This is a genomic window from Amycolatopsis sp. GM8 (assembly GCF_021653975.1).
Taxonomy (GTDB): domain Bacteria; phylum Actinomycetota; class Actinomycetes; order Mycobacteriales; family Pseudonocardiaceae; genus Amycolatopsis_E.
The window spans coordinates 1,106,972-1,113,181 of the sequence record NZ_JAJKFK010000003.1 but is presented as its reverse complement, the minus strand read 5'-3'; the positions used below and the strand labels follow the sequence as shown (position 1 = coordinate 1,113,181).

General features: G+C 68.3%; 5 protein-coding genes. 4 read left to right on the top strand and 1 reads right to left on the bottom strand.

What is annotated here, in order from left to right:
* Positions 1-339: 339 nt before the first annotated feature.
* On the top strand, positions 340-897 hold the full coding sequence (locus tag LOZ83_RS18680) for a hypothetical protein (RefSeq protein ID WP_236792072.1): 558 nt from the start codon (positions 340-342) through the stop codon (positions 895-897).
* Between the two features lie 2 nt (positions 898-899).
* Entirely contained in the window at positions 900-2,336 is a 1,437-nt protein-coding gene (locus LOZ83_RS18675) for an NAD(P)/FAD-dependent oxidoreductase (RefSeq protein ID WP_236792071.1), read from the top strand.
* Positions 2,337-2,424: 88 nt separating this feature from the next.
* On the opposite strand, the gene LOZ83_RS18670 is transcribed toward LOZ83_RS18675, so the two are convergent.
* Positions 2,425-3,936, bottom strand: a complete 1,512-nt coding sequence (locus tag LOZ83_RS18670) for an aldehyde dehydrogenase (RefSeq protein ID WP_236792070.1) — start codon at positions 3,934-3,936, stop codon at positions 2,425-2,427.
* 342 nt (positions 3,937-4,278) lie between these two features.
* Between LOZ83_RS18670 and LOZ83_RS18665 the strand changes: the two genes are divergently transcribed.
* Together LOZ83_RS18665 and LOZ83_RS18660 are read left to right on the top strand one after the other, a co-directional pair.
* A complete protein-coding gene (locus LOZ83_RS18665; RefSeq protein WP_236792069.1) occupies positions 4,279-4,875 on the top strand; it encodes a TetR/AcrR family transcriptional regulator in 597 nt (198 codons plus the stop codon).
* 31 nt (positions 4,876-4,906) lie between these two features.
* Positions 4,907-6,202 (top strand): cytochrome P450, encoded by a 1,296-nt coding sequence (locus LOZ83_RS18660; RefSeq protein ID WP_236792068.1) that lies wholly within the window; start codon positions 4,907-4,909, stop codon positions 6,200-6,202.
* Positions 6,203-6,210: the final 8 nt, after the last annotated feature.

The following is a 6,210-nucleotide window of genomic DNA, read 5'->3' as shown; positions in this document are numbered from 1 at the left end:
TCATGAACGGCAACAAAGACGAAGGCGCCCTCATCGGCACCGTCAAACCCGGCCCCATGCCCCCCGGCCGCGGCAACCTCGTCACCCGCAAAAACGGCAAACAACTCATCCAGGTCTCATGGATCCAACCAGACTGAGTCCATTGTGGAGGAACACGCCATAACCGGCGCACGCTCAGTGATCTAGTAGATAGATAGAACGTTCCGTCTTGACGTCGCGGCGAAGGTGTGCCACCGTTGCACGTGATAGAACGTTCGGCCTCGCACACGCGATCGAGGAGGCCGGCGGCGAGTCGGCCGACCAGTACTTCCCCTTCGTCAGTTCTTCGAAAGGATCGTTGTGACCACTGTTGATTCACCCGCCACCGGCGGAGTCGCCTCGGCGCTGCGCCGGTTGTATTTCGTGCGGTTCGGGTTCGCCATCGTCTGGGCGGCCTTGCTGTTCCTGACCAAGGCAAACCTCGGACCGCTGGGGATCACGTTGGTGATCATCTACCCGCTGTTCGATGTCGCGGCGGCCGTTGTGGACTCTCGGTCGTCTCGCGCCACCGGCGCGGCTCGCGGTCTGTATGTGAACATCGGGATCAGCTTGCTGGCCGCGATCGGCCTGGCGATCACGAGCGCGTCCAGTGTGTCGGCGGTGCTGCGGGTCTGGGGTGCCTGGGCGATCGTCGCCGGCGTCGTGCAGCTGATCGTGGCGATCGGCCGTCGCAAGATGGGTGGCCAGTGGCCGATGATCCTCAGCGGCGGTATTTCGGTGCTGGCCGGCGCGAACTTCGTCATCAGCGCCTCCGGGGCGAACCCGACGCTGAGCAGCGTGGCCGGTTACGCCGTCCTCGGTGGCATCTTCTTCCTCGTTTCGGCGATCCGCCTCGGCCGCGCGGCCAAAGGTAACTGACGATGGACGTCACCTATGACGTCATCGTCATCGGTGCGGGTCCGGTCGGCGAGAACATCGCCGACCGGGTGGTGCAGGGCGGCCTCAGCGCCGCCATTGTGGAGCGGGAACTGGTCGGCGGTGAGTGCTCCTACTGGGCGTGCATGCCGACCAAGGCGTTGCTGCGCAGTGGGGCCGCCCTCCGGGCGGTTCGGAAGCTGCCGGGGGCGCGCGAAGCGGTGACCGGTGGCCTGGATGTCGCGGCGGTGCTTCGCCGCCGCGATTCTTTTGCCTCGAACTGGCAGGACGACGGGCAGGTGTCCTGGCTCGAATCGGTGGGTATTCCGCTGTACCGCGGCCAGGGCCGGATCAGTTCTCCCCGGGTCGTCGAGGTGACGGGCGCGGACGGCGCCACGACCGCGTTGACCGCGCGGCACGCGGTCGTCGTCGCGACCGGTAGTGGCGCGTTGGTGCCGGACATCGACGGCCTGCGCGCCGCGGCGCCGTGGACCAGCCGGGAAGCGGTTGCGGCGAAGGAGATTCCGGGCCGGCTCGCCGTTATCGGCGGTGGCGTGGTCGCCTCGGAAATGGCGACCGCGTTCAGCGAACTGGGGTCGTCCGTGACGATGCTGGCCCGGGACGGAGTGCTGCCGCTCGCGGAGCCGTTCGTCGGCGCGCTGGTCACCGAGTCCTTGCAGGACGCCGGTGTGTCGGTGCACCTCGGCGCCGAGGCCGGATCGGTGAAGCGCACCGACGACGGAACGGTGCACATCAGCCTGACCACCGGCGACGAGATCGAGGCCGACGAACTCCTGGTCGCGATCGGCCGCACGCCGAACACCCAGGACATCGGCCTGGACACCATCGGCCTCACGCCGGGTGCGTGGCTCACCGTTGACGACACCCTCCGCGTCGTGGGGGAGGATGGTTCGCTGGTCGGTGACGGGTGGCTGTATGCCGCTGGGGATGTCAACCGCCGGGTACTGCTGACCCACCAGGGTAAATACCAGGCTCGCGCTGCCGGTGACGTCATCGTGGCGCGCGCGAAGGGCGAAACCGTCGAGGACGGCCCGTGGGGCCGGCACGTGGCGACCGCCGACGAGCGCGCGGTGCCCCAGGTCATCTTCACCGAACCCGAGATCGCGTCGGTGGGGTTGACCGCGGCCGCTGCCGAAGCCGCCGGGCTGCGGATCCGGGTGGTCGACTACGACCTCGGCGCCGTCGCCGGTTCCGCGCTTTACACCGACGGCTACCGGGGCGAGGCCCGCATGATCGTCGACGAGGACCGGAAGGTCATCGTCGGCTTCACCCTCGTCGGCCCCGACGTCGCGGAACTGCTGCAGGCCGCGACGATCGCCATCGTCGGCGAGGTGCCGCTGGACCGGCTCTGGCACGCGGTCCCGGCGTATCCCACCGTCAGTGAGGTGTGGCTGCGGCTGCTCGAAGCCTACGGCCGCTGATCTTCCCGGCGCCGCCGCGACGGCGGCGGGACGTGAGGACGTCCGGGGAACGGCGCGGATCTCGCTGCTCGCACCGTTCCCCGGAGGTCTAGCCGAACATCCCGAGCGGTCCCTCGCGCAGGTTGACGATCACCGCCTTGGTCTGTGTGTAGTGTTCGAGTACCTCGTGGCTGAATTCGCGGCCGAAACCGCTTTGCTTGTAGCCGCCGATCGGCATGTTCTCCATGAAGTTGTAGTACTGGTTGATGTACACGGTCCCGGTGTCCAGCCGCCCGGCGATGCGGTGCGCGCGTCGCAGGTCGCTCGTCCAGACACCACCGGCGAGGCCGTACTCGGAGGCGTTCGCCCGGGCGATGAGATCGTCTTCGTCGGTCCACCGCTGCACTGTCGAGACCGGGCCGAAGATCTCCTCCTGCGCGATCCGCATGGTGTTGTCCACGTCGGCGAACACGGTGGGCTCGACGAAGTTGCCGGACGCGAACCCGTCGACGGTGGCGACGGTGCCGCCGCACACCAGCCGGGCGCCTTCGGCCTGGCCGAGTTCCAGGTAGCCGGTGACCTTCTTCAGCTGGGCCCGGGAGGCCAGCGGGCCGAGGCCGGTCGCGCGGTCGGTCGGGTCGCCGACCTTGATCCGCCCCAGCACGCCGGTGAACTTGTCGAGGAATTCGTCCAGCACTTCGTCGTGCACGAACACCCGGCTGCCGGCGAGGCAGAACTCGCCCTTGTTCGCGACCACGCACATCGCCGCTCCCTCGGCGGCCGCGTCGAGGTCCGCGTCGGCGCAGACGATGTTGGCGGACTTGCCGCCCAGCTCCATGGTCTGCGGGATGATGTTCGCGGCCGCGTAGCCGATCAGAGTCCGCGCGGTGGCGCGGGAGCCGGTGAAGGCGACCTTCCGGACTCGCGGGTCGGTCACCAGCGGCTCGCCGACCGCGGGTCCGTACCCGTTCACGACGTTGACCGTGCCCGGGGGAAGAACGTCCGACACCTCGTCGAGGAACGCCAGGACCGACAGGCTGGCGATCTCCGACGGTTTCACCACCACGGTGTTGCCGGCCGCGAGCGCCGGCGCGACCTTGGCCGCGAACATCAGGAGCGGGGCGTTCCACGGGATGATCTGCGCGCAGACCCCCAGTGGCTCACGGTGCACGAGCCCGAGGCGTTCGCCGCTGACCCGGGTGGAGCCGGTGTGCATCCACGCGGCGCCCGAGAACAGTTCGAACTGCTCGATGGCCAGCGGGACGAAGAACCCGGAGGTCTCGGTGATGGTCGGTCCGTGATTGAGGGTGTCCAAGAGCGCGAAGTCGGCGGCGCGCTTGCGTAGCCGCTGGGCCAGCTCGTAGAGAACAGCCTGTCGTTGCGACGGGGAAGTCGCCGCCCACGACGGAAACGCGCGCTGTGCCGCGTCAATGGCCTGCTCGACGTCCGCCGCGGTACCCGACGGAACCGTTGCCAGCACACTGTTGTCCGCGGGATTGAGCAGGGTGATCCGCTCGTCGGACGCGCCGTCGGCCCAACGGCCGCCGATGAAGTGGCCGTAGGCGGGCCGGTGGATTCCGGTGGCCGGGAGTTGTGCCTCCGGCACGGGGGTTGTGGTCATGCCTCATCTCTTCCTTGAGTTGGGACTGATCATCTCCAAAACCGTCCGGCTGGCCGGTCGAGGCGGAACGGTAACAGTGGTCCAGCCCACACGTCAAGCGGTCGCCGTGTCCCAGTCGCGGCCTGGTCGACGGGCGGCCTCCGCGAGTGGAGGCCGGTTGCGATTCAGCAGGAAATTCCCTGTTCAGAAGCATGTGGCGCGATCTTCGGGCTCCGACCGGCGCCTGTCCGGCCGGAGCGACCGTGACCCCCTCGCCGAGACCGGGTGGGTGCCGTTGACCGGACGGGCGCGTCGGTGATACCGTCCGGCTGGCCGGTGAAGCGGCGAGACGGGAGCGGTGACATGGAGACGACTCGGCGGGGCTCGGTCCCCGAGCGGATCGTGCGCGCTGCTGCCGCCCTCTTCCGCAAGCAGGGGTACAACGCGACGTCCATGCGGGACATCGCCGACGCGGTCGGGATGTCCAAGGCCGGCCTCTACCACCACTACCCGACCAAGGAAGAGCTGCTGACCGAGATCGCCACGGTCGGCACCGACGCGTTGATCGCCCAGCTCCGGGCCGCGGAGGGGCTGAGTGTCGACCCCACGGAACGGCTCCGCCAGTTCATCCGCGGCCGCATGCGGGTCATCGCGGACGAGCAGGACATCCTGACCGTGATCTGGCAGGAACGCCCGACCATCGACCAGACCGCGTTCACCAAGATCGCGCAGCAATTGGAAGCCTACCGGGCCGGCCTGACCGACATGATCAGCGCCGCCCGGCAGGCGGGCACGATCCGTGCCGACATCGACCCGCACCTGCTCATGCTGGCCATCGACGGGATGACCGGCTGGGCGTACCTGTGGATGCGGCCCGCCCAGCGATACTCGCCGGAAGAGATCGGCGATCGCTTCTGGGACTACCTCTTTCTCGGGGCCATCACCCCGGGCACCCACTGACCGGCCCACGCACCCAGCGAAGGACACCGCCATGACCTCTCTTTGTCCCCATCTCCGACCGGCTGGCCGGTCGGAACCTGATGAACTCGAACTGCTGTCCCCGGCCCAGGTCGCCGACCCCTACCCGGCCTACGAACAACTCCGCGCGCAGGCCCCCTTGGTCGAAGTGCCGGAACACAACCTGTGGCTGGTGACCTCCTACAGTGCCTGTATCGAGGTGCTGGGCGATCCGGACCGGTTTTCCTCGCGGGAATCACTGTCCGGGCGAAACGTTTTCAAAGGGAATCCGGACGCGGCCGCGCGGCTGCGGGGCGGCCCCGGGTATCCGCGGGTACCGACCCTGATCCTGACCGATCCGCCCGAGCACACGCGGTACCGCAAGATCGTGCAGCGGGCGTTCGCCCCCGCCCAGACGGTGCGCCGGTTGACCCCGGGCATCCGCGAGCGCGTCGACGAATTGATCGACGGTTTCGCCGACCGGGGTTCGTGCGACTTCGTCGCCGAATTCGCTTATCCGTTGCCGATGAGCGTCATCAGTCAGGTGCTGGGTTTCCCACCGGAAATGCTGGACACACTCAAGAAGTGGTCCGATGACTTCATTTCGGCGCAGGCGGGCAACATTCCCCCGGATCGGGTCGACTCCGCGGCCGCGAGCACGGTGGAGTTCGAGCACTACGTGAGCGCCCTGCTGGACGAGCGCGCGGCCGCGGCGGATCTGCACGAGCGGCCGGACTTCCTGTCGAGGCTGATCGTCGAGGGTGCCGGCGACGACTTCGTCCCGGCGCTGACGCGGCAGGAGCAGCTCAGCTTGTGCCAGCAACTGCTGGTGGGCGGCAACGAGACGACCACCAACCTGCTCGGCAACGCCATGCACGTGCTGATCCATGACCTGGACCTGGCTCAGCGACTGCGCGAGGATCCCTCGCTCGTGCCCGACTTCGTCGAGGAGGTGCTGCGCTATGAATCACCGTTGCAGGGGCTGTTCCGCGTCACCACCCGGGACACGCACGTGCAGGGGATCGCGCTGCCGGCCGGCGCGAAACTGATGGTGCTGTTCGCGTCCGCCAACCGGGACGAGAACGTGTACTCGCCGGCGGGGTTCGACCCGGATCGTGACAACCGGTCGGCCCCGCACCTGGCCTTCGGCCGGGGTGCCCACGCCTGCATGGGCCAAAGCCTCGCCCGCCGGGAAGCCGACCTGGCGATCACCCGCCTCCTGCAACGACTTTCGCTCATCGAACCGGCCCACGACAACCCCGCCCAGCCGGTCGAACTCTTCGGGTTCCACGGCCACCGGTCGCTCGCGATCCGGTTCACCCAGGCCTAGTCCGTCAC